Consider the following 26,904-nt stretch of genomic DNA (forward strand, 5'->3'; position numbering starts at 1 on the left):
GTCGCCAGCCGCCAGCCGCCAGCCGCCAGCCGCCAGCCGCCAGCCGCCAGCCGCCAGCCGCCAGCCGCCAGCCGCCAGCCGCCAGCCGCCAGCCGCCAGCCGCCGCAGCCCCGTATCCCGGGCCCCTCAAGGAGAGAGCGGCCCCCGGCGCTGGGGGAGCGAGACCACCGAACCGTCTCCGGGTCCAGCGGGCGGCAGCCCCGCGATCTGGCAGAGCAGGTCGCACCACGCCGCAAGGTGCGCCCCCGTGTCCGGCACGCCGCCGCCCCTCTCCTCCCGGGGCGTCCACGACGCGCGGATCTCGATCTGCGAGGCGGGCGGGCGCTCCGAGAGACCGCCGAAGTAGTGCGATCCCGCACGGGTCACCGTGCCGCTCGCCTCGCCCGCGCAGAGCCCGCGCGCCTGCAGCGCGCCGGTCAGCCACGACCAGCACACCTCCGGCAGCAGCGGATCCGCCGCCATCTCCGGTTCCAGTTCCGCCCGGACGAGCGTGACCAACCGGAAGGTGCCCTGCCAGGCATCGTGGCCCGACGGATCGTGGAGCAGGACGAGCCGCCCGTCCGCGAGGTCCTCATCGCCGTCGACGACCGCCGCCTCCAACGCGTACGCGTACGGCGCGAGCCGCTGCGGTGCCCGCGTCGGGTCGATCTCGATCTCCGGCCGCAGCCGTGCCCCCCGCAGCGCCTCGACCGCCGCGCGGAAGGGCAACGGAGCCGAATCCGCCACCTTCCCCTCCGAACTCTCCATCTCGCCAGCGTCGTCCGACCGTTGTCCCTGAGCCGCAGCCATGCGGGGAAGGTTAAGGGGAACGGCGGCTTCGCGCAGGGAGAGACACCCGTGAGGGCGTTCTCGGTCAACGTGCGAGACTTTCCGCGTGAGTGCCAATGACAGCCGAGGCCCCGAGGGCCGGCAGAACGCAGCGACGTACGACTCCCCCTTCATGAAGGCGTGCAGGCGCGAGGCCGTGCCGCACACGCCGGTCTGGTTCATGCGGCAGGCGGGGCGCTCACTGCCCGAGTACCGCAAGGTCCGTGAGGGCACCGCCATGCTGGAGTCCTGCATGCGGCCCGACCTCGTCACCGAGATCACGCTGCAGCCGGTCCGCCGCCACCACGTGGACGCCGCGATCTACTTCAGCGACATCGTCGTCCCGCTCAAGGCGATCGGCATCGACCTCGACATCAAGCCCGGCGTCGGGCCCGTCGTGGAGAACCCGATCCGCACGCGCGCCGACCTCGCGCAGCTGCGGGACCTCACGCCGGACGACGTCCATTACGTCACCGAGGCGATCGGGATGCTCACGGCCGAGCTCGGTCCGACGCCGCTCATCGGCTTCGCGGGGGCGCCCTTCACCCTCGCGAGCTACCTCGTGGAGGGCGGCCCGAGCCGCAACCACGAGCACACCAAGGCCCTGATGTACGGCGACCCGCAGCTCTGGGCCGACCTGCTCGACCGGCTCGCGGAGATCACCGGCGCCTTCCTGAAGGTGCAGATCGAGGCGGGCGCCAGCGCCGTGCAGCTCTTCGACTCGTGGGTGGGTGCCCTGTCGCCCGCCGACTACCGCCGCTCGGTGATGCCCGCGTCGGCCAAGGTCTTCGACGCGGTCGCCCCGTACGGCGTGCCCCGCATCCACTTCGGCGTCGGCACGGGCGAGCTGCTCGGGCTGATGGGCGAGGCCGGTGCCGACGTCGTGGGCGCCGACTGGCGGGTGCCGATGGACGAGGCCGCGCGCCGCGTCGGGCCCGGCAAGGCGCTGCAGGGCAACCTCGACCCGGCCGTCCTGTTCTCCACGCGCGAGGCCGTCGAGACCAAGGCCGACGAGGTGCTCGCGGCGGCGAAGGACCTGGAGGGGCACATCTTCAACCTCGGGCACGGCGTCCTGCCGACCACGGACCCCGAGGCGCTGACCCGCCTCGTGGAGCACGTGCACACGCGCACGGCCGTCTGAACGGAGTCCGTCCGAAAGATGTCCGAAAAGGGTCCCTGCCCGGGTGGGCGGGGACCCTTCTCCGTGCGGCTCAGCTCCGGTCCGCCCGCACCGCCGCCACCGCCTTGCGGGCCGCCACCAGGACCGGGTCCCACACCGGCGAGAACGGCGGCGCGTACCCCAGGTCGAGCGCCGTCATCTGCTCCACCGTCATCTGCGCCGTGAGCGCGACCGCCGCCACGTCGACGCGCTTGCCCGCCCCCTCGCGGCCGACGATCTGGACGCCGAGGAGGCGCCCCGTGCGCCGCTCCGCGAGCATCTTCACCGTCATGAGGGCCGCCCCGGGGTAGTAACCGGCCCTGCTCGTCGACTCGATGGTCACCGTCACGAAGCGGAACCCGGCGGCCCGCGCGTCCTTCTCGCGCAGACCGGTGCGGGCGATCTCCAGGTCGCAGACCTTGCTGACGGCCGTGCCGACGACGCCCGGGAACGTCGCGTAGCCCCCGCCCACGTTCGAGCCGATGACCTGCCCGTGCTTGTTGGCGTGCGTGCCGAGCGCGATGTGCCGTTCGCGCCCCGACACCAGGTCGAGGACCTCCACGCAGTCGCCGCCCGCCCAGACGACCCCGCCCGCCTCGGCCCCGCGCACCCGCATCGCCAGGTCGGTCAGCAGCCCGCCGTGCTCGCCCAGCGGCAGCCCCGCCTCCCGGGCGAGCGTCGTCTCGGGACGTACGCCGATGCCGAGCACCACCACGTCCGCCGGGTACTCGGCGTCCTCCGTGGCCACCGCCCTGACCCGGCCGTCCCCGCCCGTGAGGATCTTCGTGACCTCGGCGTCGTTGACCATCGAGATGCCCATGCCGGTCATCGCGTCGTGCACGAGGCGGCCCATGTCCGGGTCGAGCGTCGCCATGGGCTCCTTGCCGCGGTTGACGACCGTCACCTCGTAGCCGCGGTTGATCAGCGCCTCGGCCATCTCGACGCCGATGTACCCCGCGCCGATCACCACGGCCCTGCGGCCCGGCGTCCGTGCCAGGGTGTCGAGGAGGGCCTGGCCGTCGTCGAGCGTCTGCACGCCGTGCACGCCGGGGGCGTCGATGCCGGGCAGCCGGGGGCGGACGGGCCGCGCGCCGGTGGCGACGACGAGCTTGTCGTACGACGTCCAGTACTCCTCGTCCGCGTCGAGATCGCGGGCCAGGACGCGCCGCCCCGCGAGGTCGATCCTGACCACCTCCGTGCGCGTGCGCAGATCGATGTGCCGCTCGCGGTGCTGCTCGGGCGTCCGCGCGATCAACCGGTCCCGGTCCTCGACGTCGCCGCCCACCCAGTAGGGGATGCCGCAGGCGGAGTACGAGGTGAAGCGGGTGCGCTCGAACGCCACGATCTCCAACTCGGTGGGGCCCTTGAGCCTGCGCGCCTGCGACGCGGCCGACATGCCGGCCGCGTCGCCCCCGATGATCACCAGTCGTTCTCGTGTGCTGCTCATACGGACACGCTACGGCGCGGGGGTTCCGGTCGACGGCCCCTCGGCCGCCGTCCGTTCGGGCGCCCCGCCACCGGCGGAGGGACGGCGCCGCAGCCGGGGCCTGACACCCCGCAGCCACAGGACGAGCAGCAGCGCCGCCACCGCCGCGAACGGCAGCACCGCGGCGAGGACGACCGCGACCCAGCGCAGCGCCGTGACGAACGCCTCCCAGCCGCCCGCGAGCGCGTCCACGAACGACGGATCGTCGTCGTCCTTCACCCGTGCCGCCACGGGGCTCTCGGTGAGCGAGAGCGTGATCGTCGCCATGCCGGTGCGGTCCTTCAGGGACGCCCGCTGGGCGAGCAGCGCCTCCAGGTCCGCCTGACGGGTGCTCAACTCCCCTTCCAGGGCGACCACATCGCTCAGCTTCGTCGCCCTGTCCATCAGCTCCCGCACCCGGGCCACGCTCGCCCGCTGCGACTTCACGCGGCTCTCCACGTCGACGACCCGGTCGGTGACGTCCTGGGCCTTCGCGTCGCGGCCGAGCAGTGTGCCGGTGCCTTCGAGCGCGTCCAGGACGTCCTCGTACGTGTCCTGCGGGACGCGCAGCACGACCCGGGAGCGTTCGCGGCCCTCGTCGTCGCGGGAGGTGTTCTCGTCCCCCACGAGGCCGCCGGAGTCCTCGGCGACCGTGCGGGCCCGGTCCAGCGCCGTGGGCACGTCCTTGACGCGGACGGTGAGGCGCGCGGTGCGGATGATGTGCGTGCCGGTGGGCGCGGGCGGCTTCTTCCTGCCCGCGGAGTCGGCGGGGCGGGACGTGTCGGCGCCGGACGTGTCGGCGAGGCCGCCGCCCGCGCCCTTGTGATCCCGCTCGGCGGAGACACCCGCATCCCGGTCGTCGCCGTCACCGCCCGCGTCGTCGCCCGCACTGCACCCCGTGAGCGCGAGCGCGGCCGCCAGCAGGACCCCCGAGAGGGACCGGGCGGCGCGGTGCCGTGAGCTGCGGAGCTGTGACGGGCGGTGCGGGGACCTGTCGGTCGAGCGCATCGGCGTACCCCCAAGGAAGTGGTGACTGATGCTCCTTCGACGGCGGAGAGGGGCACAACGGTGGTTGCCGACCGGTCCCGATGGGGTCACGGTCGGGACTCGCGCGGTGCGAGGAGCACGGCTCGTAGAGTGGAGGCATGCGCGAAACGGACACACGTACGGGTCATGTCGTCGTCATCGGTGGCGGGATCGCCGGACTGGCCGCCGCCCACCGACTGATCGCCACCGGGGCCCGCGTGACCGTCCTGGAGGTCTCCGACCGGCTCGGCGGCAAGCTGCTCCCCGGCGAGATCGAGGGCGTCCGCGTCGACCTCGGCGCCGAGTCGATGCTCGCCCGCCGCCCCGAGGCCGTCGCCCTCGCCCGCGAGGTGGGCCTCGCCGGCCGGCTCCAGCCGCCCGCCACCGCGACCGCCGCGATCTGGACCCGCGGTGCCCTGCGCCCGATGCCCAAGGGCCACGTCATGGGCGTGCCCGGCGACGCTTCGGCCCTGGCCGGAGTGCTGTCCGACGAGGGCCTGCACCGCATCGAGCAGGACCGTGACCTGCCGCCCACCGAGGTCGGCGACGACGTCGCGGTCGGTGCGTACGTCGCCGCGCGCCTGGGCCGCGAGGTCGTCGACCGCCTCGTGGAGCCGCTGCTCGGCGGGGTCTACGCGGGGGACGCGTACCGCATCTCGATGCGCTCGGCCGTCCCGCAGCTCTTCGAGGCCGCCCGCACGCACGGCTCCCTCCTGGAGGGCGTCCGCGCCCTCCAGGCCCGCGCCACCGCGAACCAGCAGACCGGGCCCGTCTTCATGGGCATCGAGGGCGGCGTCGGCCAACTGCCGCTCGCCGTCGCGGAATCGGTGCGCGCGCGGGGTGGTGAGATCCGCACCGGCACGCCGGTCACCGAGCTGCGGCGCACCCCGCGGGGCTGGCAGGTGACCACGGGGGAGCAGACCGTCGACGCCGACGCCGTGATCGTCGCCGTGCCCGCCTACGCCGCCGCCGCGCTGCTCGGCGTCGAGGCGCCCGCCGCCGCGGCCGAGCTCGCGGGCGTCGAGTACGCCTCCATGGCCCTGATGACCCTCGCCTACCGCCGCAGCGAGACCGACCTCCCCGAAGGCAGCGGTTTCCTCGTGCCGCCCGTCGACGGGCACACCATCAAGGCCTCCACGTTCGCCTCGCGCAAGTGGGCCTGGATCGCCGAGGAAGACCCCGACCTGCTGGTCCTGCGCACGTCGGTGGGGCGGTACGGCGAGACGGAGATCCTCGAGCGCGAGGACGCCGAGCTCGTCGAGCTCTCCCGGCACGACCTGCGCGCGGCCACCGGCCTGACCGCCGCCCCGGTCGCCACCCGCGTCACCCGCTGGCACGACGGCCTGCCGCAGTACCCCGTCGGCCACCACGCGCGCGTGGCCCGCGTCCGCGAGCACGTGAGCAAGCTGCCCGGCCTCGCGGTGTGCGGAGCGGCGTACGACGGAGTGGGCATCCCCGCCTGCATCGCGAGCGCCAACGCCGCCGTCGACCAGCTGGGCGGTGACCTGGCCGGTGTGCAGGAGCTCACCAGGAACCCGGTGCAGAGCCTGCACGGCGGCGGAGGAGAATAGGGCCATGAGTGACGACGCCCCCGCCAAGAGCCCGAACGCGGGCAAGAAGGCCAAGGACCTCAACGAGGTCATCCGCTACACGCTGTGGTCCGTCTTCAAGCTGCGCGACGTGCTGCCCGAGGACCGCGCGGGCTACGCCGACGAGGTCCAGGACCTGTTCGACCAGCTCGCCGCCAAGGACATCACCGTCCGCGGCACGTACGACGTCTCCGGCCTGCGCGCCGACGCCGACGTCATGATCTGGTGGCACGCCGAGACCTCCGACGAGCTGCAGGAGGCCTACAACCTCTTCCGCCGCACGAAGCTCGGCCGCGCCCTGGAGCCCGTCTGGTCGAACATGGCGCTGCACCGCCCCGCCGAGTTCAACAAGTCGCACATCCCGGCGTTCCTCGCCGACGAGACGCCGCGCGACTACGTCAGCGTCTACCCCTTCGTGCGCTCCTACGACTGGTATCTGCTGCCCGACGAGGACCGCCGCCGCATGCTCAAGGACCACGGCATGATGGCCCGCGGCTACCCCGACGTGCGCGCCAACACCGTCGCCTCGTTCTCCCTCGGCGACTACGAGTGGATGCTCGCCTTCGAGGCGGACGAGCTGTACCGCATCGTCGACCTCATGCGTCACCTGCGCGCCTCCGAGGCCCGTATGCACGTGCGCGAAGAGGTGCCGTTCTACACCGGCCGCCGCAAGTCCGTGGCCGAGCTGGTGGCGGGCCTCGCCTAGCCGACAGGCGCGGATCACGACGAGAGGCCGGACCCCGACGGGGCCCGGCCTCTCGTGCGTGCGTTCAAGGACGTGCTCTCAGCGCTCCCTGGGCAGCCCCGACGTCCGCACGCCGGACGTCGGCCGGGGCTCCGCGTGCGGTGCGCACGCCGCGCGCCGCACGGGGAGCCTGCCCTCCAGGAGATACGCGTCCAGGTGCCCGTTGACGCACTGGTTGGGTCCGCCGCCGATGCCGTGCGTGCCCGCGTCCCGCTCGGTCACCAGGACCGAACCGGCCAGTCTGCGGTGGAGCTCCTGGGCTCCCGCGTACGGCGTCGCGGCGTCCCGCTCGGCGGCCAGGATCAGCGTCGGGGGCAGCGCGCCCTCGGGCGTGCCGACGTCTACGGGACGCTGCCGGGGCGCGGACCAGTAGGCGCACGGCAGGTTCATCCAGGCGTTGTCCCAGGTCTCGAAGGGCGCCACGCGCGCGAGGTGCGTGTTGTCCCGGTCCCAGGTGGCGAAGTCGGTGGGCCACGCCGCGTCGTTGCACTCCACGGCCGTGTAGACGGCGTTGGAGTTCTCCGCCTCCGCGGCCCCCCTCGGCTCGGGCGCGGCCTGCTCGACCAACGGTTTCGGGTTGCCCTTCAGATAGGCGGAGAGCGCCGCGGCACGCATCGGCCAGTAGTCGTCGTAGTACCCGGCCTGGAGGTAGGCGGACTGCAGCTGCCCGGGGCCGACGTTGCCGCCCGCGGGCTTGCGGGCCAGCTCCGCGCTCACCTTGTCGTAGCTGCGCAGGACCTCCTCGGGCGTCTTCCCCAGGTGGTACGTCTTGTCGTGCTTGGCCACCCACGCGCGGAAGTCCGCCCACCGCCGCTCGAACGCGAGGGACTGTTCGAGGTTGTTGCCGTACCAGATCTGCGTGGGGTCGGGGTTGACCGCCGAGTCGAAGACCATGCGCCGCACGTGCGACGGGAAGAGCGTCGCGTAGACGGCCCCGAAGTACGTGCCGTACGAGGCACCCATGAACGTCAGCTTCTTCTCGCCGAGCGCCGCCCGCACCACGTCCAGGTCGCGCGCGTTGTTCAGCGTCGAGTAGTGGCGCAGCCCGGGGTTGCGGGACGCGCACCCGCGCGCGTACGCCTTCGCCTGCGCGATGCGCTCGCGCTTGTACGCGTCGTCGGGGTGGACCGGCGCCTGCGTGGGCGCCTTGATGTAGCCCTTGGGGTCCTGGCAGGACAGCGGCGCGGAGCGGCCGACCCCGCGCGGGGCGTAGCCGACCAGGTCGTACGCCGCCGCGATGCGCTTCCACTCGGGCAGGGCGCCCACCAGCGGGAAGTACGTGCCGGACGCGCCGGGCCCGCCGGGGTTGAAGACCAGCGAGCCCTGCCGGGCGACGGCCTTGCCGCGGGCCTTCTTGGTGGCCCCGGTGCGGCTGACGGTCAGTTTGATCTGCTTGCCCCGCGGGTGGGCGTAGTCGAGGGGCACGGAGACGGTGCCGCACCGGAGGGACGGCGGCAGGCCCTCGGCCTTGGCGCAGGTGCTCCAGTGGATACCGGCGGCCTCGGCGCGCTGGGCCGCGACGGCGGTGCCGTGCGTCTCGGGGGAGGGCGGGGTGCCGCTCGCGCTTCCCGCGGGGGCGGCGACGAGGGCGGTCAGGACCAGGGATCCGGCGGTTCCGTAGCGGGCGGCTGCTGCTCTCATCGCGCTTGTCTACCCCTTTGGTTCGGATGTGTGTCCGGGCGTACTCGAAAAAACTGGAGTACTCGAACAAAAGGGATGATTCGTGTGGTAAACGGCGAAGTAAAGCACCACCCTGCCGGTGTCGGCTCAATGACCCCGTTGCGCCGCTCCCCGGCGCGGCCGGTGCGAGAAGGCCGCCCGCAGCTCCGGGTCGCCCGTGGCCCGGACCCCGCGCACCGCCACCGCGGTCAGCCCGTCGCCGCGCGCGGGCAGGGCGCCGAGCAGCCGCTGGCCCGCGGGGGACGCCCACCGCGTGTACGGATGGACCTCGACGCGGGCGATGAGCAGACAGGCCGTGCACACCAGGAGCGGCAGCGCGAACCAGGCCGCGACGGGCACCTGTCCGGCACCCGGGCGCTCCTGGGGCATCAGCACGGCGACGGCGCCGAGGGCGAGGACCGCCACCGTCGCGGCCCGCACCTGGCGCACCGCGGCCGCGACGCCCGAGCCGGCCTCCTCGGGCACGGCGAGGCCCGCCGCGACGAGCCGGTCCGCGAGCGCCCGCACCGGGTCGGCGGCGGCCGCGCCCTGCCGTATCCGCCCTATCCGCGACTGCCCCGCGGGCCCGATCGTGCCGAGGACCGAGCGCTCCATGTCGTCGCGGCCCATCGGGTCGACGACGGTGGCCCAGCCGGTGTGCGCGATCAGCAGCCGCCGGGCCCTGGCCATCGCGACGAGCGTCACGTCGGCGACGCGGGCGGGGCCGCCGGAGAGGAAGGCCGCTTCGTAGAGGGTGAGTTCGTGCCCGCGGCCCGCGGCCTTCTCCTGGGTGGCGGCGCGGCTCGCGGCGAGGCAGAGCCGGCCGCAGGACAGGCCGGCCGCGGCCCAGGCGACGAGGAAGAGAGGGACCCAGAACATGGCGGTGTTCTATGTGACGTCGCCGCATTGCGCCATGGCTTATTCACCATGCGGACACCGGGTGACGGGTAGGTAACGTTCCGTTTGCGGCCGCGGGGGCTCACTTCTCCTTCTCCGGCCGTGGGCGGGAGACCGCGGGAGGCAGCGGGAACGTGGGTGACGGGCCGACCGGTGTGGCCGAGCGGGGGGTGTCCGTCGGCCCCGGTGGCGCCGGTGAGCGGGTCGCCGGGCCCGCGGGACCGGAGGTCGCCGCGTCCCGGGCGAGGCCGTCGAAGTCGACGAGGCCGGTGCCTTCGAGGATCTTGATGTGGTCGAGGACGGTGCTGTTGGCGTCGTCGGCCAGGGCGCGCACCAGCGAGTTGCGGGTGTTCGCGCGCACCTCCGCGACCAGCGCGAAGACCTTGCCGTGGGCGCGGCGCAGGATGTTGGCGAACTTCCGCTGGTACGCCTCGCCGCGCGCGCCGCTCAACTCGGCGAGCCACGACCGCTGCCGGCCGTTCGGCTGGCTGGGCAGTTCGAGACTGAGCCGGGTCGCGACCTCGCGTACGCGCGCGTCCAGGAACGTGTGGCCCTGCACGAGGTGTTCGCCCGCGGTGCGCACGGCCTCGGTGGTGCCGCGCTCCTCGGCCTGCTGTCCGGCGGGCAGCTCCCACAGGCCCGCGAGCCGCACCTTGGTGACGAAGTCGCGGTCCAGTGCGGACAGCGGCCCGAAGTCGGTCGACACGGCCTCGGAGTTGAGCCGGTCGAGTCCGGTGCCGGAGCGGTCCTCGTAGGACCAGAGGGGGAAGATCAGTGCGGCCAGGGTCGCGACGAGGCCCGCGACGATGAGGCCGGTGCCGTTGATGGTTCGGGATCGCATGACGCCTCCTGTTGCGGCACCGCACGTTAGTGCGCGCCGGGAGGGGCGCGGCCCGATACGGCCGGGAGTACGTCAACTGCCTTATGCGGGGCCTCGTGCGGCGGGCTCGGCGTGCGCCCTCGGAGCGAGGAGGCCGCACTGCTCAACTTGACCCGCCACCACAGGAGGAACCGCCTCCGCACGAGGACCCGCCCCCGCAGGACGAGCCACCCCCGCAGGACGAGCCACCTCCGCAGGACGAGCCACCTCCGCACGAGGACCCGCCGCCGCACGAAGAGCCGCCCCCGCCGCACGAAGACCCGCCTCCGCCGCTCCCGCCGCCCGAGCCGCACCAGACAGGCGTTGTGCCGCCCGAGTGCGAGGTGCCCGGGAACGGATCACGGTACGGGGCGGAGGGCGAACCCGCGGCGGTCACCGTCCCGCCCCGTACCCGCGCGGCGGCGGCCAAGTGGCCCCGCAGGTCCGGGTGGGCCGCCGCGAGGCCGCGCGTCGCCACCAGGTGGGCCGCGCCCGTGAGATGCCGCGCCGAGGCGACGTACTGGCGCAGCGCGTACCGTCCGGCGACGGTGCTCTGCTTCGACGTGACCGAGAGGCAGATCATGCCGCTCGCCACGCCGAGGACGGCGGCGGGCAGCAGGGCCAGGAGGTCGTCGAGGGCCGCGTCGGAGCTCCCCTGCTCCAGGCCGGGCTCCAGGTGCGCGGCACCGTGGTGCAGCAGGACCAGCGCGGCGGCCACCACGAACCCGAAGAGGGTCAGAAAGGCCTGCGCCCCGGCCCGGCGGCGCCACTTCCGCTGACGCCCCGGCCGCACCACGAGCCCGCGCCGCGCGAGCTCCTCGCCCGTCTCCTGCACCGGCGCGCTCCGCATCACGGCCGCCCGCAGCCAGTGCAGCGCGGCGTGGGGCGACGCGGTATGGGCGTCGATGACCGCCTGCTCCCCGGCGTTCCTGGCCGCCCGTGCGGTGAGGCCGACGACGCCGGGCCCGGCGAGGACGAGGCGGCCGTCCTCGTGCAGCCCCGCGAGCAGCGCGTCGGCGGCGCGGGCGGGCCCGCCGGAGAGGAACGCGGCCTCCAGGGTGCCCCGGACGAACACGCCGTGCTCGGCGTCGAGCGGGGCCCTCGCCCGGTGCGGGGCCCCAGCCCGGTGCGGGGGCCGGGTGCGGCGGGCCGCCGTCACGCCCCGGACGAGCTCCATGGCGGCGAGCGAGACGACGAGGGTGTAGACGACGACCACGATGCTCATGACGTCACCGCCTCAGCAGGACCCGGCGGGTGGCGTCCAGCAGCCTGGTGCCGGGCCGCCGCGACAGCGGCGCCGGGCCCGAGCGCTCCAGCCACCAGTCGCTCAACCGCCGCCGGGCGTCCGCGTCCCCGGGCCGCCCGGCGAGCAGCAGGTGCTCGGCGAAGTGCAGCGCGTCCCGGCGGTAGCCGCCGGTCATCGGGCGGGTCCTGGCGTACGCGAGGAAGTCGGCGCGGTACGCCGCGCCCAGGATGCCGGGGAGCTCGGGCGCGACCTTCGCGACGACGTCGGCCCGCTTGGCGGCCAGGGCGTGGCTCTGCACCTTCAGCCGCGTGTGGTCGAAGCCCTCGGGCGCCGGGGTGCCCGCGACGAGCGCGGAGAGCAGGGCGGTCTGGGCGAGCGCGGTGCGCTGGCGGGCGGCGGGGGAGGCGGGCGGCGTCGCGCGCGGGCGGCCCTCCGTCGGCGCGGGCAGCTCGCCGGAGGTCTTCACGGTGGCCCGTATCGCGTTCAACTCCCGCTCCAGCTCGGCCGGTTCGGGGAAGTTGTCGTCCCGCTCCAGGAGCACGCCCGGCGGGCAGACGCGGGCCGCGAGGTCGGCGAGGATCGCGAGGACGGGCTCGGGCACCGGGTGCGCGTGGCTGTCGTGCCACACGCCGTCGCGCTCGAAGCCGCCCGCCACGTGGACGTAGGCGATGGCTTCGACGGGCAGTTCGGCCAGGGCCTTCGCCGGGTCCTCGCCGCGGTTGACGTGGTTGGTGTGCAGGTTGGCGACGTCGATGAGCAGCCGTACGCCGGTGCGCTCCACGAGCTCGTACAGGAACTGCCCCTCCGTCATCTCCTCGCCGGGCCAGGCGAGAAGCGCCGCGATGTTCTCCACGGCGAGCGGCACGGGCAGCGCGTCCTGCGCGATGCGGACGTTCTCGCAGAGCACGTCGAGCGCGTCGCGGGTGCGCGGCACCGGCAGCAGGTGACCGGCCTCCAGGGGCTGCGTGGCGGTGAGGGCGCCGCCCGCGCGGACGAACGCGATGTGCTCGGTGACCAGCGGCGAGCCGAGGGCGGCCGCCCGCTCGGCGAGCGCGGTGAGCCGCCCCTCGTCGGGGCGGTCCGCGCCGCCGAGGCCCAGCGAGACGCCGTGCGGCACGACGGTGACGCCGCGCTCGCGCAGCCGCAGCAAGGAGCCGGGCAGATGGCCCGGGCAGAGGTTCTCCGCGACGGCCTCGACCCAGTCGATGCCGGGCATCGCCTCCACGGCGTCCGCGATCTCGGGCCGCCAGCCGATTCCGGTTCCCAGGCGCAGCTCCGGACTCCGCATGTCGCTCCCCCTTCGTCCCCCGGGCCCCCCGGCCCCTCGTCCCCAGGACCATGACCCGGGCGGGCGGCGGCGAACCCCCGGGTGGAGACGTTCAGAGCTACATTTGAGGTTCCGGGCGGCCGGTGTTCACCTCGCCGGGCGGCGCGGGCGAGGGCCGGGACGTGGTCGGCACGTCGCCGCTCGGCGTGGCGGGCGGCGGCTCCGGGGGCGTGGCACCGGACGGCGGCGGAGGCCCGGTGGGGCTTGCGGTCGCGGTCGACGCGGCGCCGTTCGCGATGCCGTCGAAGTCGACGAACCCGGTGGACTCCAGCATCGTGATGTGGTCGAGGACGGTCTGGTTGGAGTCCGTGGCGAGCTGGCGGACGAGCGAGTTGCGGGTGCTGTCGCGGACCTGCGCGATCACGGCGAACACCTTGCCGTGCGAGGCCCGCAGCAGGTTCGCGAACTTCCGCTGGTACGTCTCGCCGCTCGCCGCGGTCAACTCGTCCAGCCAGCCCTGCTGCTGCTCGGTGGGCTGGTTGGGCAGCTCGACGCCGAGCTGCGCGGCGGCCGCGCGGACCCGCTTGTCGAGGTCGGTGTGGCCGACGATGAGGTGGTCCCCGGCCTCCTTGACGGCCTCGGTCGGGGCGCGTTCGACGGCCTGCTGGCCCGCGGGTATCTCCCACAGCCCGGCGAGCCGCACCTTCACGAGCAGGTCCCGGTCGGCCGCGGAGAGCGGCCCCCACCGGGTGGCGACCGTCCCTGCGGCCAGATTGGCCTGGCCGGTCCCGGAGCGGTCGGCGTAGGACCACACGGGGAACGCGATCGCGCCCAGTGTGGCGACGAGTGCCGCGATGATCAGAGCCGTGCCGTTGACGCGCCGCAAGGTGCCTCCCGTGGTGCTCCCGTGTCGCCGGTGGTACGGGGGAGTACGGAAGATACGGGCGGGGTGTTCAACCGCGCGGGACGGTGGACGGCACGCGTGCGGGGGAGCGTCCCAAGTGGGTGAGTATGCCGTCCAGGGGCGAGGCGTCGGCGGGCGTGGGGAGCGGGGGCGCGAACGCGGCACCTGGGCCCCGCTGTTCGGGATGCGCGGGCACGCGCCGCGCGACGGCGAGCGCCGCGTCGGTGACGTCGCCGGGGAAGGTGACGGGGGCGCCGAGCGCGGTGGCGACGTCCCACGCGTGCACCACGTAATCGAGCAGATGGAACCCGACGGCGACCCGCCCGGGGAAGCTCCCCCCGATCTCGGGCAGCACGAACTCCCGCTCCACGCCCGCCTCTTCGTACTCGGCGAAGGCGGCGAGCAGGTGGCGCACGGACTCCTCGTAGCGGGTGAACGGGTCGCGCCCGAGGTCGTGCTCGATCCAGTACGTCCGGTCGTCGCCCGCACCGCGCGCGGCCGCCGCGAAGCCGTGGTGCTGGGCGGTCATGTGGGTCACGAGACGGCGCAGGGTCCAGCCCGCGCAGGGGGTGGGGCGCTCCCAGTCCGCCGCGGTGTGGGCGGCGGACAGCGCCTGGAGCGAGGTGCGGACGGCGATGCGGTCGAGGGCGACGAGGTCGGGCACGGCGTACCTGCTTCCTGGGGGTGCCGGGTCCCCCAGACTAAAACTAAACGAACGGTCGTGCGCATAATTTCCGAACATCGGGTACGGGCGGCACGGCGGGTGCGGCGGCACGGGGGGTACGGCGGGTGCGGCGCCGGAGACCCCTTAACGGTCAGGGGAGTTGAGGCACCGCCGACGCGTCGGCCGCCGCCCCGCGCAGCCGCGCCGTGATGGCCGCGCCCGCCCGCCGGTACGCGTCCGGCGTCCCGTGCAGGACCGAGCGCGCGTTGGCCGTCTCCATGAAGGCGACCAGTTCGAAGGCGAGTTGGCCGACGTCCGTGCCCGCCCGCAGCTCACCGGCGTCGAGGGCCTCGCCGAGGCGGCGCTCCACCTGCGCGTTCCACCCCCGGTCGGCGTCGGCCAGTGCGTCGTGCACCGCTCCTTCGCGGGCGTCGTACTCGGCGATGGCCCCGTAGAAGAAGCAGCCGCCGGGAAAGACGCGCCGCTCGGAGTAGTCGAGCCAGGTCGCGCAGAGCCGCCACACCCGCCCGATGCCGGGCGGCTCCTGATCGGCGGGCTCCACCACGGCGTCGAGGAAGATCCGGCCCGCGGCCCGCACCGTCGCGAGCTGCAGCTCCTCCTTCGACCCGAAGAGCGCGAACACCCCGCTCTTGCTGAGGCCCAGTTCGGTGGCGATGCGCCCGAGGGACAGGGCGTCGAGCCCCTCGACGGAGGCGATGTCCACGGTGCGGCGCAGGACGAGGCGCCGGGTCTGGTTGCCGCGCTCGACCCGCCCGTCGGACCGGGTCGGCGCCGTCGCCTCGTGTTCCGCTCTCACCTGCATGTTCCCTTCGCGGGTTGCGCCGCGGGCACGGCGGGTGGGTATGCGCTCCGAACCCTAGCGCCGCGGCGGACGCGGCGAGGCGCCGTCGGCGTGGGCGCCAGTACCTCGCTTCGTGCAGCGCCGGTGTCCTGCGGGCGCGCGGGCGCGACCGACGGACGGCTGACGGCTGCGGAGAACCGGCTCGGCCTTCAACTGCCCGCCAGCTACCCGCCCTGTCCTTGTCAGGGTTCCTTGACATCGACCCTCCGTCAGGGCAGCCTGACAGGCATGGGAGCTGAGGACACACCGGCCTCGCTGGCCGGGCAGGTCACCAACAAGGACCCCGCGGTGGGACTGCAGGCTGTTGTCGCCCTGCGCCGTCTCCTGGAAGAACTCGAACGGGTCCACGTCGACAACGCCCGCGACCAGGACTGGTCGTGGCAGAGCATCGCCACGTCGCTGAACGTCAGCCGACAGTCGGTGCACGAGAAGCATGCGAGCAGACGCAAAGCCGAAGGCAAGGAGAAGTAGAGGTGTTCGAACTTTTCACCGACCGCGCGAGGCGCGCCGTGTCGCTGTCCCAGGACGAGGCGATCGCCCTCGGACACGACTTCATCGGTACGGAGCACCTGCTGCTCGGGCTGGTCGGCACCGACCGGAGCACGGCTGGGGACGTGTTGCGCGAGGAGGGTGTCGAGCTGACGCGGGCCAGGGCGGAAGTCGTACGCATCCTGGAGGCCGCCGGAATCGTCGCCGCCGGCGGACAACCCGCGAAGGACGCCCTGTCGTCGCTCGGTATCAACGTCGAGGAGATCCAGCGTCAGGCCGACACCAACTTCGGCCCCGGAGCCTTTCAGTACCCCAGGCCCGCCTACACGCCGGACGCCAAGAAGGCGCTCGAACACACCCTGAGCGAAGCCCGCGCGCTGGGCCAGGAGAAGTTCGGCACCGAACACATCCTTCTCGGCATGCTGGCTGCAGGAGAAGGCCGCGGTCTGGAAGTGCTGGCCGCCCTGGAGGTGGACCCCAACGGCCTGCGCGAGAGGGTGCTGACCCGCGTGGCCAGGGAGGCTTCGTAGCGACGACCGGCAGATGCGGGCGCCGTCCGGCCGGAAAGGCCGGGCGGCGTCGCGTGCCCACGCCGACGCCCCATAGCCCATCCGTAACCCCTGCTCAGGGCAGTAATTCCACCTCGGGCAACAATCCCGTGCCGAAGTTCCCATTGTGGCAACGATGGGCCTCTCCGCAGGATGAGGGACGTACCGAACCGGCACGACCCACGAGGTGTTCATGATCGTCATTACTGCTCCCACCGGGAACATCGGGCGCCACCTGCTGCCCCTGCTCCTGGAGTCCGCCCCCGCCCGCGGCGAAGCGCTGCGCGTGGTGGTGCGGGATCCCGCCCGGCTTCCCGACGCCGTCCGCGAGCGCGTCGAGGTGATCACCGGATCGCACGGCGACGCCGAGGTCGTCGACCGGGCCTTCGATGGTGCGGACGCCGTCTTCTGGCTCGTACCGCCGGACTCCTCGCGGACGCCGGAGGAGGCCTACACCGGCTTCAGCCGGCCCGCCGCGAAGGCGCTCACCGCCCACGGCGTCCGCCACGTCGTCGGTGTCTCCGCGCTCGGCCGGGGCACTCCGGTCGCGGACCGCGCCGGACTGGTCACCGCCTCCCTCGACCTGGACGACTTCATCGCGGACACCGGCGTCGCCTACCGGGCCCTTGCCAACCCGTCGTTCTTCGAGAACCTGCTCGAAGAGGTCGACTCCCTCCGTGAGCGGGGCCTCTTCACCGACGCCGCCGACCCCGACCGCCCGGCCCCCTTCGTCGCCGTCGCGGATATCGCCGCCGTCGCCGCCGACCTCCTCCTCGAGCGCTCGTGGACCGGCACCGGCAGCGTCCCGCTCCACGGGCCGCAGGACCTGTCCCCGAACGACCTCGCCCGCATCATGACCGAGCAGCTCGGCCGTCCCGTCCGCTTCGAACGCCAGCCGCTCGACGAGCTCTACACCACCCTCGTCGGCTACGGCCTCGACGACGCGTTCGCACAGGGCATCTGCGACATGAAGCGGGCCAAGGACGAGGGCCTCGACGCGGGAGTCGCCCGCACCTCGGAGGCCGCCGCCCGCACCACGTTCGCGCAGTGGTGCGCCCGGACGCTCAAGCCCGCCGTCCAGGCCTGACCGCACCACGACCGCCCGCCACTCCGCCCGCCGCTCAGGAGGCACGCATCATGTCCACCCAGGAAATGCACACCCAGGAAATGCCCGCCCAGGAAACGTCCACCCGGGAATCCGCCCCGCCCGTCACCGCGTTCATGCTCGTCAAGACCACACCCGAGTGGCTCGCCATGACCCCGCAGGAACGCGTGGACGCCTTCGTGACCGAGGTCATCCCCGCGATCAAGGCCAAGACCACCGGCGTCCGTTCGCGCTTCTACGACACGGAGTTCTACTCCACCCGCGTCACCGACGTCTGGGTCTGGGAGGCCGACGACCACAACGCCTACCAGCTCCTCGTCGACGCCCTGCGCGAAACCCCCTTCTGGGACCGCTACTTCGAGGTCGTCGACCTCTTGGTCGGCACGGAGAACGGCTACGCCCGTACGTACGGCGTGGAGGCCGTCACCACCATCAGCACCTGATCCGGAAACGCCATCCGGGAGCGCTGGTCCGGAGGCCCTACGGGCGGTCTTCGTGCGGGAGCCTTCCGACGCGGTCCACCCCTTCGACCGCGACGGTCTTGCCGGGCGCGATCTCCGTGAAGCCCGCGTCGCGGACCACCGGGTTGCCGCCGGCGGTCACCGCCCGCCAGTGCTCCGCGTCGGCGGTCCGGACGGCGAACGGGAAACCGGCGTCGCGCCAGGCCGCGCGCTCCTCGTCCGACAGCTCCCACCAGGCAAGCTGCGCGCCGTGGCCCGCCTGGGCCATCGACTTGCCCGCCGTCATCTCGACGTGCGGGTTGAGCCAGAGCACGGGGTGCGTCGGGTCGGCGCCGGGCGGCGGCTCCGGATCGTCGAGTTCGGTGCCGGACACCTGGAGCTTGGCCAGTTCCCTGGGCCAGCCGTCCAGGGGTACGGGCGGGAAGACGCGGACCTCCGCCGACTTTCCGGTGACCGTGATGCCGGGCAGCGCCTCGGCCTTGCGCCACTCGGCGCCCCTGGCCCGCCGCACCACCTTGCGGATGCGGGCGTCCTGCCAGTCGCGCATCGCCTGCGCCCACTCGCCGTCGCCCAGGGAGCGCTCGTCGCTCAGCATCACCAGGACGGCGCGGGCCGCGGTCTCCAGGGCGTCCGTGCGGGCCGGGGGAGCGCCGCGCTCGATCCGCGCGACCAGGGGCAGGACGTACTGCGGGGCCTCGTCACGCGAAGCGATCTCATGGTTGAACGGGCTGCCCTCGGCGGGCGGCCCGGCGGGGGTGGTCGTCTCGTCGCTGCTCACGCCCGCCAGTCTGCCAGCCCCCTCCCGCCCCTTCGGGTCCCGCCCGCCCCTCCGGGCCCCGCCCGGCGGGGTGGGGCCCGTACGCGAGGATGGCCCGCATGGAACGTGATCTCGCCGTACGGCTCGACGGGGTGGGCCGTCGCTACGGCATGGGCGGGGCGTGGGTGCTGCGCGGAGTCGACCTCGGCATACCGCAGGGCGCTCTGCTGCGCATCGAGGGCGGCAACGGCACAGGAAAGTCAACGCTGTTGAGGCTCCTCGCCGGTATCGACGCGCCCTCCGAGGGGCGGGTGTCCGGGCGCCCGCGCACGGCGTTCGTGCCCGAGCGGTTCCCGGCCGCGCTGCCCTTCACGGCGGTCGGCTACCTCACGCACATGGGCAGCGTCCACGGCCTCGCACGCGGCGCGGCCCGCCGCCGCGCGACGGAGTGGCTGGAGCGCTTCGGCGCCGAAGCGTACGCGCGCACGCCGCTGGCGGAGCTCTCCAAGGGCAGCAGCCAGAAGGTCGCCGTCGCCCAGGCGCTCCTCGCCGACCCCGGACTGCTGGTCCTCGACGAGGCCTGGACGGGCCTGGACGCCCTCGCCCGCGCCGAACTCGACCGGGCGGTGGGCGAGCGCACGGCGGCGGGCGGCTCCGTGGTCTTCGTCGACCACGATCCGCGCCGCCTCCAGGGGGTGGCGGACGAGACGTACGTACTGGCGGGCTCGACGCTGAACCGCCGTACCGGGCAGGCGACTTCAGGCCTGTGGGAGGGGCCCGCGGTCCTCATCGAGACCCAGGGCCCGCCGGGCGCCGGGCTCCCGGCCGCGGTGACGGCGGCGGCCCTGGCGGTGTCGCGCGTGGGGCCGGAGGGCCCGGACGCGCCCGCCGGTCTCACGCGCCTCACGGTCCCCGCATCCCACTCGGACCGGGTCCTGCGGGACCTGCTCACGGCGCGACCGGCGTGGCACGTGGCGAAAGTGGTGAGAGTGGCGGAAGCGGCGAAGGCGGGCGCGGTGGAGGCGACGGAATCGGCGGACGGTGAGGCGCTGTGATGCGTGCCCTGCTGCGCTACCAGACCGCCCTGCTGGTGCGGTCCCAGCGGTGGCTCCCGCCCGTGATCCTGTACGCCGTCTTCCTCGGCATCGGCGTGCAGGGCGGGCAGCCCATCCTGGACTCGCTCGCGTACGCGGCGGGCGGACTGCTGCCCGTGACCGCCTGGCTGGTACGGATCTGCGTGACCAACGAGCCGCCCGCGGCCCGCAGTTGTGCCGCCGCGGCCGCCGGGCCGGGACGGGCCCACCTCGCCGCGCTGCTCGCCGCCCTGCTCGCGGCGGCCGCGCTCGGCGGGGCGGCGGTCCTCCTCGTGACGGCCATCAGCGATGCGTCGAGCACGAACGCGCGGGTGGCGGTGGCACGGGTGCCCGCGGGGGCGGCCGGTCTGCTGGCGATGCTCGTCAGCGCGCTGCTCGGCACGGCGCTCGGGGCGCTCGCCAACCGGCCGCTGCTGCGCTCCGCGGGCCGGTCCGTCCCCGCGCTGCTGCTCGGCGCGCTGTTCCTGCTCGTCACCACGGGGTCTCCGGCGAAGTCGGTCCTCACCGACCTGACCACGGGGTCGCGGGAGGGGGCGGTGCCGGTGCCGGTGGGCGCGCTCGCGGGGGCGGTGGCCGTCGCGGCGGCGGCCATGTGGGGGGCGTGCGCGCTCAGTTCGCGGCGGAGCTGATCGGAGCGGGGCCGACCCGGGCGCGGCCGGTGCGGACGGGTGCGCCCCGCCTCATCCCGAACACGCCGAGCGCTCCGCCTCCCGCCACGCGCAGACCGGGCAGAGCGTGACGCCCCGGTGGGACTCCGGGTACTCGGTGGGCGCGCGGCACAGCACACACTCGGCGCAGGGCTCGCCCGGCGCCGCCGCGCTGTGGTCCTCGTCATCCGCCATGCCGGTCAGCCTAGCTGCGCGCTCCCGCCGTTCCCGCCGCCCCCGACGACCGGATCTGCTCCGAGACCCGCACGAACCGGTACCCGCGCTCGCGCAGCTCCGGAACGATCGTGCGCAGGGCACGCTCGGTGGCGGGCGCCGCGCTGCGCGTGCAGTGCATGACGACGACCGAGCCGGGGCGCACTCCGTCGAGCACCTGCCGGGCCACCGCGCCGGAGTCGGTCGCGAAGGCGTCGCCGCTGACCACGTCCCACTGCACGGCGGTGACGCCGCCGGGAGCGAGGGCGCGCAGGGCCTGCCGGTCGTAGCAGCCGCCGGGGAAGCGGAAGTACGGCACCGGGCGCTCGACGCCCGCCGTGCGGAACGCCGCGAAGGCGCGTTCCATGTCGGCGCGCATGCGGGCCGCGGGCACGGTCGGCAGGCCGTAGCAGCTGCCGGTGAAGGCGTGGTGGCTGTACGAGTGGTTGGCGACCTCGAAGAGCGGGTCGCGGCCGATGTCCTTGGCCTGGCCCGCGTACTCCTCGGCCCACCGGCCCGTCATGAAGAACGTGGCGGGCACCTTCAGCCGCCGCAGCGTGGCGACGAGCGCCGGATTGTCGAACCGTTCCCCGGCCGCCGCGCGCCGCCCCTGGTCCGCGGTCATGTCGGCGTCGAAGGTGAGGGCGACGGTGCGCCCGTGCTTGCGGGAGCCGTTCGTGAACACCGGGGTCAGACCGGCGGGGCCCGGCGCGAGGGTGGGGGGCGCGGACGGCGAGGGGGCGGTGGTGGCCGCCGCGGTCCGGTCGGGACGGCCCGCGTGACCGGGCGTGCCGGGGGCTCCGGCGCATCCGGCGAGGGCGGCGGTCAGGGTGCCGAGGGCGCAGAGCGCGGCGCATCTCCGTACGAGAGTGATCACCCGGTGAAGATATAGGCATTAATGCTGCAAATAGGACAAGCTGTCGTGTCGCCCCGCCCACCGCCACCCGTCCGGGGCCCCGGCGCTCACCTCACAGCCAGCCGTCCAGGGAGCTCATGAACGCGTCGAAGTCGTCGCGGTGGATGGTGTGCCCCGCGCCCCGGACCGTACGCACCTCGAAGCCGCGCCGCCCCAGCTCGGCCTTGAGCGCCTCGTCGACGACGATGCTGGGGTCTGCCACCTGCACCAGCGAGGGAACGACCGGGGCCGCCGGGACGTGGTCGACGGCGCCCGCGCCGGAGATCGACAGGGCGGTGTCCGGGTCCCAGTCGGCCAGCGTGGCGACCTCGACGTCCACGTCGGCCTCCTCCCAGCGCGGGTTGAACTTCGCTATGAGGTTGCGCGGGATCCGCCGGAACTCCACGAACATCGCGGGGTCGACCGCGCCCTCGGCGCCGAGGGCCCACGCCGGGTCGGAGTAGACGGCCCGCGCGGGGGCGAGCCGCTCCACCGCGAGGGCCAGCGCGAGAGCGCCGAGGGAGTGCCCGATCGCGAGCTCGGCACCGGCGGGCAGGGTCTCCACGAGGTCGTCCGCGAAGATCTCCGCACCGTACGGGCCCCGCCCGCTCGCCCCGTGCCCCCGCAGGTCCACGCCGATCACGCGGTACCCCTTACCGGCGAGAGCGGGCCCCACGCGCCGCCACGTGCGGTGGTCCGACATGATCCCGTGGACCAGGAGGGCGACGCGGTCGCCGGTTCCCCACTCGTGGGTGTGCAGCTTCATGGTGGTCCTTTCCTCCGCGCGCCTCCTCGACGCGGCCCGCTCGTCCGGGGCGAACCCCACGGTATGCCGCACACCGCGTGGTCCGTGCACGGACAATGCCGTCACGGGGTGCGTCCAGGCGGCCCCGGACCATCCCGGAAGTGACGGAAGGAACCACGATGCGGCGGGTACAGCGCGACGACGTACGGCAGTTGGCGAAGGCGTGGGCCGACCGGGCCCGCGATGACGCGCTGCGGAACGGGGAGGAGCCGCCGCCCGCGTTCGACGCCATGCCCGACGACCGGCGCACCCCGCTGTTCCGTGAAGCGCACTACTGGCACACGCTCGCGTCCGGGATGTTCCTGGAGCAGTCCGCCCCGCCGCGCCCCACCGAGGCGAACGTCCGGGCCATGCGCACCCACGTGGAGACGTGCCTGGAGCAACTGCGCTCGATGATGGAGGCGCGCGGCGAGCTGCTGCCCGAGGGGGCCCGCGAGCAGCTCGCGGCGATCGAGCTGCGCGTGGCCGAGTCGGTCGGCCTCGTGGCGGACGCGGGCCAGGACTGGGCGCGGGAGGCCGACGCCGCCTGGCACGAACTGATGCTGTGGGCCCGCCTCCTGGACTACGACCCCTCGCGCGCGTCCGAGGCGTGGGTCCCGGAGGGGTGGAACAACTTCGCCGGTCTGTACCTGGTGTAAGGCTCTCACCCGGGGCGGAACGGACGGGCGGCGCGACCCCTCTTCCCCGATGGCCCGGTACGGGCACCTGCACCGCACGCGCCGCGCTGACGTCTCGCTCACGCGCCCCGTGAGCCCCACCCGTCACGGCACTCCGGATATGCCCGGCATAGCCCATCACCTGGCCGTTTATCGGCTGTTGATCGGGCGCGGAGATCCTCTGCGAGTCCGTGTCCGGCACGGACGACGGAAACGACCGGAGGTATGCACATGAAGGTTGTCCGCTCCCTCAAGAAGAAGATCACCGGCGAGAAGAGCCTCAAGGCCTACGCCTGGTACCACTGGTACTAGGCCGGCGAGCCGGTCACCGCGCGCATCCGCGCGGATGCGCATCCCGTAGGGACGTAATGCGCCGTCGAGGCCCGCGCCCGGTGTGCCCTGAACCGGACACCGGGGGCGGGCCTCCCGCACCTGGAGACCACCGATGTCCATATCCGGTACCGCCCGGCTCGCGCGGACCACCGTCTTCACGCCGCGACTCCACGCCCTGCTGCGCGACCACCTCGGCCAGGACGTGTTCCGCCTCGACGACGACACGGTCGGTGTCGCCGGGCCCGCCCTGACCGACCAGATCCTCGCCGCGCGGCCCGCCACCGAGCGCGAACGCCCCACCTTCAAACCGCTGCACGGGCGTTCCATTCCGCACACCGAGGCGTCCACCGTCATGCAGGCCATCGGCCGGGACGTGCGGGCGGCCCTGAAGAAGCCGCTGCCGGGCACCATCGACCTCTCCGGGCCCTGGCCGCACGTCGGCCACGTCCACCTGCGCGACCTGATCCTCGGCGCCGACCCCTACCGGCTGCGCATCCTCATGGACCGCACCCTGGAGCTGACGCCCAAACTCACCTGGACAGTCATCGCCACCGGCGCCGCCCTGCCCGGCAGGCTCCACCCGGGCGCGCCCGTCACCAGCATCGCGGGCCTGACCGCGAACGCCACGACCTACAGCGACCGCCGCTACGCCATGGGCCTGTACCGGCGGGCCGCAGCGCCGGTCTGCTTCACCGTCTCCACGCTCGTCGCCAACGCGTACTGGCTGGGAGCGCCGTTCGACGGGGACACGCCGAACGAGCACATCCTGTACGAGTCCATGCGGCTCCTGCCGCCGTCCTGGAACATCCTGCGGAACGCGTCCCCCGAGTACCCCGCCCTCGACGACCGCATCGGCAAGGGCGACGACGTCCTGCTGCTGCCGCTGCTCAGCCACCGCGACCCGGAGCTCTGGGACGACCCCGACGCGTTCCGCCCCGAGCGCTGGGCCACCCTCGACCCCGACAACCACCCGGGCTACCTCCCCTTCGGCCACGCCTCCGAACGCTGCTGGGGTCGGCACATGGTGATGCCGCTGGCCGGGATGCTGCTGGACGTCCTGCGCGCCGAGGGCGTGGGCGTCGACCCGCGGCAGACCTCCGCGAAGGTGCCGCTGGCGGGGCTGCTCGGCGTGGACAAGGTGCGGCTGGTGCGGCGGACGACCGGCAGGCTCTGACGGCCGGTCAGCGCTCCGGCTCCGCGTCGAGCGCACTGAGCGCGGCCCGTACGCGGAGCGCGTCCGGGCCCGCCGTGACGTCCAGGCCCGTGATCTCGGCGGCGCGGCGCAGCCGGTAGTCCACCGTGTTGGGGTGCACGCACAGCTCCTGCGCGGTGCGGCGCCGGCTGAGCCCGCAGCGCAGGTGGGCGCGGACCGTGTCGAGGAGTTCGGGGCGGGCCGTCAACGGCCGTACGAGCAGGGCCAGTTCGTCCCTGGCCGGTCCCGGGCGCATCAACTGGTACTCAAGCAGCACGTCCCGGAGCCGGTGCAGCCCCGGCGGCTGCCCCGACGCGGCCGCCACCCGGCGCACCTCGCGGGCCAGGGCGACGGCGGCGGGCACGTCCTCGGGGGCGGCCGCCGCCGCACCCGCCATGATGTCGACACCGGCGACCCGCCGCATGTGGGTGACCGCGTCGGCCAGCCGCGCCCATTCCCGGTCCGTGACCCCGTCCGGCTCCGTGCGGCAGGGGATCAGCGCCAGACCTCCGTCGCCGGAGAGGGCGGACAGGACCGTACCGTCGGCGTGCCGGTCGAGTTCGACGCGCAGCCGGCGCAGTTTGCGCTTGCCCGCGATGGCCGGGCTCACCCCCTCCAGCGCCTCGTCCGGGTGCGCGCCGACGGCGAGGTCGAGGACCAGGTAGCAGGGGGGTACGTCGAGGCCCCAGCGGGCGGCGGTGCCCGGGGCGTCCGCGCCCTCGACGAGCGCGGTCAGCAGAGCCTGGCGCGCGGACTGCTCCTCGCCGAGGACCGCCTGGCGCTCGGCGAAGTAACCGGCCACCACGGTGACCGTCATGCGCTCGAGGAACTGCAGCACGAGGACGGTGACGGCCCGCACGTGCTCCAGATCGTCCGCCGTGGCATGGCCGAGCATCTGCTGCAGGCACTCCTGCGCGCCGACGTGGTAGGCCCGCACCACCGCCTCGACGGGTACGCCTTCCCCGGCCCGCTTGGCCGCCGACTGACGCAGCGCCAGAAGCTCGTTCTCCGTGGGGAGCCGGCCCGTGCGCAGCATGGCGGCGAAGGAGCCGATGCCCTGCTCGACGACTCTGCGGATCTCTCCGTGGAGCTGCTCGCCGGGCATCGTGTCGTAGACGGGCACGTGGTCGACGAGGCGGCCGAGGACGCGGCCGGTCAGCTCGGGGAGCGCGTCGCTCAGGCGCTGGTGGAGGCCGACGCCGTCGAAGGCCGGCGGCAGTGGCGTCCCGCCCTCATGATCCATGCCGCCCTCCTCGCCCGTCCCGGGACCGTCCACCCGGAGATCGTCCACGCGCAGCGGTAGCAAAAGTCGCTGGCCGCGGGCGGGCCGTCAAGGGCGCGGCGGCCGGTGTGAGCGAGGTCTCCGGGGCGCCGGGCAGGTCCGTTTTTTGTGACGGCTCACAAACGGCGCCCCGGATGTCTGGACGTCAGCCGGGGTCCATGGGGCGGTTGCTCCTTCAGTCTTCTGCTGGGGCGCTTCCGCGTATCGCGGCGGGCCGCCCCTCGTTGATCCGCCTGCCGCCACCCCCCACCTGGGAGACCTCCATGCCAGTGACCGAGTCGTCCACGCGCAAGCTCCGCACGGGACTGGCCGCCGCGGCCGTCTGTGCCGCCACCGCCCTCACCTTCTCGTCGGCTGCCCCGGCGCAGGCCGACGAGGGGCCGAAGCTCCGCGAAGGGGGTGTGGCGCAGGCCCTGTGGAACTACGTGAGTTCGCCGGGGGCCGTGCCCGGTGCCAACGACTGGTCGTGCGAGCCGAGCGCCGCGCACCCCGAGCCGGTCGTCCTGCTGCCGGGCACCTTCTTCAACTTCGGCGCCAACTTCGTGAAGACGGCGCCCCGGCTGAAGAACGCGGGCTACTGCGTCTACGCCATGAACTACGGCTTCACCTCGTCCTCCCTCGGCCGCGCCGGGGGCCTCGGCCCCAACCGTGAGTCGGCGGCCCAGCTCGACGCGTTCGTGGACAAGGTCCTCGCGTCGACGGGCGCCAGGAAGGTGGACGTCGTCGGGCACTCGCTCGGCGGGAACGTCCCCATGTGGTGGATGAAGAAGCTGGACGGCGCCCGCAAGGTCGACAACTACGTGGGATGGGCCCCGAGTTCGCACGGCTCGAACCTCGACGGGATCGTCGATCTCGGCGCCAGGCTGAACCTGATGGGCTTCGTGAACCACCTGGCGGACGCGGGGCGCTTCCCGGGCGTCGTCGAGCAGGCGAGCACCTCGGACTACATCCGCGAGATGTGGGCCGACGGCGACACCGTCCCCGACGGCCCGCACTACACGGTCGTGATGACGAAGTACGACACCGTCGTGACGCCGTGGGCCACCCAGGCGCTCAAGGGCAAGGACGTCGACAACGTGGTCCTGCAGGACGTGTGCCCGGCGGACCGCGCGGGGCACATGGGTCTCTTCAACGACGATCCGACGCTGCAGATCACCATGAACGCCCTCGCGGACGGCCCGGCGGACTTCAAGCCCGTGTGCCGGGACTACGGGCTGCAACTCCTGTGAACCGGGCACTGCCCGCGGGCCCCCGCGGATCCGACGTCGCGGGGGCCCG

Annotated in this window: 29 protein-coding genes and 1 pseudogene; 14 read left to right on the top strand and 16 right to left on the bottom strand. The window is 73.8% G+C overall.

Translation table 11 applies throughout. The features are described from left to right. Positions 1-126: 126 nt before the first annotated feature. A complete protein-coding gene (locus ACZ69I_RS28440; protein WP_470835441.1) occupies positions 127-789 on the bottom strand; it encodes a DUF3000 domain-containing protein in 663 nt (220 codons plus the stop codon). Positions 790-874: 85 nt separating this feature from the next. Between ACZ69I_RS28440 and hemE the strand changes: the two genes are divergently transcribed. Next, complete coding sequence (gene hemE, locus ACZ69I_RS28445) at positions 875-1,948, top strand: uroporphyrinogen decarboxylase (protein ID WP_467680236.1); 1,074 nt, start codon at positions 875-877, stop codon at positions 1,946-1,948. 70 nt (positions 1,949-2,018) lie between these two features. On the opposite strand, the gene ACZ69I_RS28450 is transcribed toward hemE, so the two are convergent. Next, the gene (locus tag ACZ69I_RS28450) at positions 2,019-3,413 is read right to left on the bottom strand and encodes an FAD-dependent oxidoreductase (protein WP_470835443.1); all 1,395 of its coding nucleotides are present in this window, start codon (positions 3,411-3,413) and stop codon (positions 2,019-2,021) included. Between the two features lie 9 nt (positions 3,414-3,422). Next, entirely contained in the window at positions 3,423-4,439 is a 1,017-nt protein-coding gene (locus tag ACZ69I_RS28455) for a DUF4349 domain-containing protein (RefSeq protein WP_470835444.1), read from the bottom strand. A 137-nt stretch (positions 4,440-4,576) separates the two neighbouring features. On the opposite strand from ACZ69I_RS28455, the gene hemG reads away from it, so the two are divergent. Both hemG and hemQ read left to right on the top strand, forming a co-directional pair. Next, positions 4,577-6,028, top strand: a complete 1,452-nt coding sequence (gene hemG, locus ACZ69I_RS28460; protein ID WP_470835446.1) for a protoporphyrinogen oxidase — start codon at positions 4,577-4,579, stop codon at positions 6,026-6,028. 4 nt (positions 6,029-6,032) lie between these two features. Then, positions 6,033-6,752 (top strand): hydrogen peroxide-dependent heme synthase, encoded by a 720-nt coding sequence (gene hemQ / locus ACZ69I_RS28465; protein WP_467680244.1) that lies wholly within the window; start codon positions 6,033-6,035, stop codon positions 6,750-6,752. Between the two features lie 78 nt (positions 6,753-6,830). Here hemQ and ACZ69I_RS28470 read toward each other — a convergent pair whose 3' ends face one another. From ACZ69I_RS28470 to ACZ69I_RS28505, 8 genes are all read right to left on the bottom strand, one after another. After that, a complete protein-coding gene (locus ACZ69I_RS28470) occupies positions 6,831-8,432 on the bottom strand; it encodes an alpha/beta hydrolase (RefSeq protein WP_470835447.1) in 1,602 nt (533 codons plus the stop codon). Positions 8,433-8,558: 126 nt separating this feature from the next. Continuing rightward, the gene (locus ACZ69I_RS28475; RefSeq protein ID WP_467680248.1) at positions 8,559-9,329 is read right to left on the bottom strand and encodes a TIGR04222 domain-containing membrane protein; all 771 of its coding nucleotides are present in this window, start codon (positions 9,327-9,329) and stop codon (positions 8,559-8,561) included. A 100-nt stretch (positions 9,330-9,429) separates the two neighbouring features. Beyond that, positions 9,430-10,188, bottom strand: coding sequence for a DUF4142 domain-containing protein (locus ACZ69I_RS28480; RefSeq protein WP_467680250.1), 759 nt, complete (start codon positions 10,186-10,188; stop codon positions 9,430-9,432). Positions 10,189-10,330: 142 nt separating this feature from the next. After that, positions 10,331-11,431, bottom strand: coding sequence for a TIGR04222 domain-containing membrane protein (locus ACZ69I_RS28485; RefSeq protein ID WP_470835449.1), 1,101 nt, complete (start codon positions 11,429-11,431; stop codon positions 10,331-10,333). Positions 11,432-11,435: 4 nt separating this feature from the next. Continuing rightward, on the bottom strand, positions 11,436-12,740 hold the full coding sequence (locus ACZ69I_RS28490) for an MbnB/TglH/ChrH family RiPP precursor modification enzyme (protein WP_470835450.1): 1,305 nt from the start codon (positions 12,738-12,740) through the stop codon (positions 11,436-11,438). 97 nt (positions 12,741-12,837) lie between these two features. After that, a complete protein-coding gene (locus ACZ69I_RS28495; protein WP_470835451.1) occupies positions 12,838-13,605 on the bottom strand; it encodes a DUF4142 domain-containing protein in 768 nt (255 codons plus the stop codon). Between the two features lie 67 nt (positions 13,606-13,672). Then, a complete protein-coding gene (locus ACZ69I_RS28500; RefSeq protein WP_470835453.1) occupies positions 13,673-14,287 on the bottom strand; it encodes a TIGR03086 family metal-binding protein in 615 nt (204 codons plus the stop codon). Positions 14,288-14,438: 151 nt separating this feature from the next. Next, complete coding sequence (locus ACZ69I_RS28505; RefSeq protein WP_467680260.1) at positions 14,439-15,110, bottom strand: TetR/AcrR family transcriptional regulator; 672 nt, start codon at positions 15,108-15,110, stop codon at positions 14,439-14,441. 267 nt (positions 15,111-15,377) lie between these two features. On the opposite strand from ACZ69I_RS28505, the gene ACZ69I_RS28510 reads away from it, so the two are divergent. The 5 genes and pseudogenes from ACZ69I_RS28510 to ACZ69I_RS28530 all read left to right on the top strand — a co-directional run bounded on the left by ACZ69I_RS28510 (position 15,378) and on the right by ACZ69I_RS28530 (position 17,734). Next, complete coding sequence (locus ACZ69I_RS28510; RefSeq protein ID WP_386453168.1) at positions 15,378-15,620, top strand: hypothetical protein; 243 nt, start codon at positions 15,378-15,380, stop codon at positions 15,618-15,620. A 2-nt stretch (positions 15,621-15,622) separates the two neighbouring features. Further along, positions 15,623-15,766, top strand: a pseudogene (locus tag ACZ69I_RS28515) (Clp protease N-terminal domain-containing protein); the annotation flags it as partial. Beyond that, entirely contained in the window at positions 15,764-16,168 is a 405-nt protein-coding gene (locus ACZ69I_RS28520; RefSeq protein ID WP_470835557.1) for a Clp protease N-terminal domain-containing protein, read from the top strand. The pseudogene ACZ69I_RS28515 and the gene ACZ69I_RS28520, both read left to right, overlap by 3 nt. Before the next feature lie 211 nt (positions 16,169-16,379). Continuing rightward, complete coding sequence (locus tag ACZ69I_RS28525) at positions 16,380-17,273, top strand: NAD(P)H-binding protein (protein ID WP_470835454.1); 894 nt, start codon at positions 16,380-16,382, stop codon at positions 17,271-17,273. Positions 17,274-17,353: 80 nt separating this feature from the next. Continuing rightward, positions 17,354-17,734, top strand: coding sequence for a darcynin family protein (locus tag ACZ69I_RS28530; RefSeq protein WP_467680466.1), 381 nt, complete (start codon positions 17,354-17,356; stop codon positions 17,732-17,734). A gap of 37 nt (positions 17,735-17,771) precedes the next feature. Here the strand turns inward: ACZ69I_RS28530 and ACZ69I_RS28535 are convergent, their stop codons facing one another. Continuing rightward, a complete protein-coding gene (locus tag ACZ69I_RS28535; protein ID WP_470835455.1) occupies positions 17,772-18,530 on the bottom strand; it encodes a peptidyl-tRNA hydrolase in 759 nt (252 codons plus the stop codon). 98 nt (positions 18,531-18,628) lie between these two features. Here ACZ69I_RS28535 and ACZ69I_RS28540 point away from each other — a divergent pair, with 98 nt between their 5' ends. Then, the gene (locus tag ACZ69I_RS28540; RefSeq protein ID WP_470835456.1) at positions 18,629-19,564 is read left to right on the top strand and encodes an ATP-binding cassette domain-containing protein; all 936 of its coding nucleotides are present in this window, start codon (positions 18,629-18,631) and stop codon (positions 19,562-19,564) included. After that, entirely contained in the window at positions 19,564-20,232 is a 669-nt protein-coding gene (locus tag ACZ69I_RS28545) for an ABC transporter (protein WP_470835458.1), read from the top strand. Before ACZ69I_RS28540 ends, ACZ69I_RS28545 begins: the two co-directional genes overlap by 1 nt. 51 nt (positions 20,233-20,283) lie before the next feature. Here ACZ69I_RS28545 and ACZ69I_RS28550 read toward each other — a convergent pair whose 3' ends face one another. From ACZ69I_RS28550 to ACZ69I_RS28560, 3 genes are all read right to left on the bottom strand, one after another. Beyond that, positions 20,284-20,445 carry a hypothetical protein gene (locus tag ACZ69I_RS28550; protein WP_467680272.1) on the bottom strand — a complete coding sequence of 54 codons (162 nt, stop codon included), beginning with the start codon at positions 20,443-20,445 and terminating at the stop codon, positions 20,284-20,286. Between the two features lie 10 nt (positions 20,446-20,455). Then, a complete protein-coding gene (locus tag ACZ69I_RS28555) occupies positions 20,456-21,340 on the bottom strand; it encodes a polysaccharide deacetylase family protein (protein WP_470835459.1) in 885 nt (294 codons plus the stop codon). A gap of 91 nt (positions 21,341-21,431) precedes the next feature. After that, a complete protein-coding gene (locus tag ACZ69I_RS28560) occupies positions 21,432-22,124 on the bottom strand; it encodes an alpha/beta hydrolase (RefSeq protein ID WP_467680276.1) in 693 nt (230 codons plus the stop codon). A gap of 140 nt (positions 22,125-22,264) precedes the next feature. Here ACZ69I_RS28560 and ACZ69I_RS28565 point away from each other — a divergent pair, with 140 nt between their 5' ends. The 3 genes from ACZ69I_RS28565 (at position 22,265) to ACZ69I_RS28575 (ending at position 24,326) form a co-directional block, all read left to right on the top strand. After that, a complete protein-coding gene (locus ACZ69I_RS28565) occupies positions 22,265-22,801 on the top strand; it encodes a hypothetical protein (protein WP_470835461.1) in 537 nt (178 codons plus the stop codon). Positions 22,802-23,050: 249 nt separating this feature from the next. Further along, positions 23,051-23,131 carry a tryptorubin family RiPP precursor gene (locus ACZ69I_RS28570; protein WP_223828759.1) on the top strand — a complete coding sequence of 27 codons (81 nt, stop codon included), beginning with the start codon at positions 23,051-23,053 and terminating at the stop codon, positions 23,129-23,131. 133 nt (positions 23,132-23,264) lie between these two features. Next, positions 23,265-24,326, top strand: a complete 1,062-nt coding sequence (locus ACZ69I_RS28575) for a cytochrome P450 (protein ID WP_470835462.1) — start codon at positions 23,265-23,267, stop codon at positions 24,324-24,326. A gap of 7 nt (positions 24,327-24,333) precedes the next feature. On the opposite strand, the gene ACZ69I_RS28580 is transcribed toward ACZ69I_RS28575, so the two are convergent. Then, on the bottom strand, positions 24,334-25,587 hold the full coding sequence (locus ACZ69I_RS28580; RefSeq protein WP_470835463.1) for a PucR family transcriptional regulator: 1,254 nt from the start codon (positions 25,585-25,587) through the stop codon (positions 24,334-24,336). A gap of 302 nt (positions 25,588-25,889) precedes the next feature. Between ACZ69I_RS28580 and ACZ69I_RS28585 the strand changes: the two genes are divergently transcribed. Next, a complete protein-coding gene (locus tag ACZ69I_RS28585) occupies positions 25,890-26,855 on the top strand; it encodes an alpha/beta hydrolase (protein ID WP_470835464.1) in 966 nt (321 codons plus the stop codon). Positions 26,856-26,904 lie beyond the last annotated feature (49 nt).

It is taken from the genome of Streptomyces sp. NPDC036815 (assembly GCF_055609205.1).